The following is a 1,643-nucleotide window of genomic DNA, read 5'->3' on the forward strand; positions in this document are numbered from 1 at the left end:
CATGGTCATGCGATGCTACCTGAGCAAATCGCCTCTTGGGTTGGTTTTCTCATTTCACCGGCAGGGGATGTTTCCAGTGGGAATGTGATTATTCTGAACCAAGGGCGCGACGTCAGATAATTCTTTGGCGCGACATCACTTTCCGAAAAAATGGTCCAAGGGGTGGGATCAGCTGTAGACTTCTGGTGCTTTCTTCAGATCAGGCCACTGCTTTGGACAATGCCCATAGATTACAAAGGCATCTCGCTCGGATGCCAGACGCATCAACCTGTCTGCGCTGGCAATTGCTGCATCTTCGTCCCAAGACCCGGCAAACTTCTCGTCGATTTCTGCTGGTCGGGAAATCGCATCACTGGTCAATAAAATCGCCCCCGACGGAAGATCGACCTGCATGAGGAAATTACATTTTCAAGGCCTTTTCTTTCTTTGCATCGCTGGTTTGGCTCCTCGAATATGCTCACTCCAGTGGCATCGACTTGCATACGGTGGGCGTGTTGCCCGAACCAAATTTCCGTTCACGTTCCCGGAATGGAGCCGCCTTGGTTGGGACCAAACTTCTACAGGGTTTGTGAAGACCATCAATCTTCTCGGTCACTCAACCATCCGGCGTTGCGCGTTATTCTGAAGTTTTGGTATCCCGTTTTACACCTCCGCCTTCAGAACCGCGCCAGACGGGACAAGTCCCGTTTCCACGTATCGCCACAAAGCCACGATGAGCTTGCGGGCAAGAGCCACGATGGCAACTTTCTTTCTCATTCCCGGGCGCTCGGCGGTGTATTTCCGGAACCAGCGCGCAAGGGCACTTTGTGGTTGGTACCGCAGCCAGCACCACGCCAGTTCGATCCCGAGGGTTCGGGCCGGTCGGTTTCCGGCTTTGCTGATGCCCTGGCTTCGCTCCACGTCGCCGCTGGAATAGGGGCTGGGCGTCAGGCCGAGGTAAGACGACAGGTGTCGCCTGTTCTTGAACTCCCGGCCAAACACTTCGGCAGACAGAAGCATCGCGCTGTGCCGTCCAACGCCACGCAGCCCTTCGAGCAGCACGGCCTTTTCGTGTTCCGGGAACTGTTCAGATTCAGTCGCAAGGGCTTCGTCGCGTTCCTCTGCCAGAGCCTTGATCATGTGGTTCGCCAGCTCCAAGCGTTCGAAGGAACGGACGACCTCGCGCATCAGCTGAGGTGGGAAAGGACGGCCATCAGCACTCTCGAGGCCTTCCAGTCTCTTGCGCCATGTCACCATCGCCGGATTGATGTGCCGAACGCCTTGAAGGGCGAGCAGGGCACGAATGCGATTGATGTGGCCAGTGCGTTCGCTCATCAACCTTTTGCGTTCTCTGTGGAAGCGCTTGGCATCTTCTTCGGCAACGGTTGGAACACGCACCGTGCGGAACGCCTTTCGATCACCGGAGGAATAGTTCTTCAGCAGAACGACCATGCCTTCGGCGTCGACGCGATCTGTTTTGACCCTGCGGGCTTTACGGTTCACGAGGAAGCTCGTGGGATCCACGACCAGCGTCTCGATCCCTTCGTTGGACAGAAGCCGCTGAAGCCAAAAACCATCGTACCCGGTCTCAAAGCAAACGACAGGTCGTTGATCCGCTCCGCAAAGCTCCGTCGCCTCCGCAACAGTCGTTCGAACCAGATCGA

At 56.2% G+C, this 1,643-nt stretch carries 2 protein-coding genes; both read right to left on the reverse strand.

Annotated elements, in window-relative coordinates:
- Nucleotides 1–168: 168 nt before the first annotated feature.
- Nucleotides 169–393, reverse strand: coding sequence for a hypothetical protein (locus ACR0LL_RS21070; RefSeq protein WP_480425095.1), 225 nt, complete (start codon nt 391–393; stop codon nt 169–171).
- 249 nt (nt 394–642) lie between these two features.
- Nucleotides 643–1,643: IS110 family RNA-guided transposase (locus tag ACR0LL_RS21075; RefSeq protein WP_480589250.1), on the reverse strand; the 1,001-nt coding region annotated here is incomplete at its 5' end.

The organism is Ruegeria sp. AI2, from assembly GCF_056541275.1.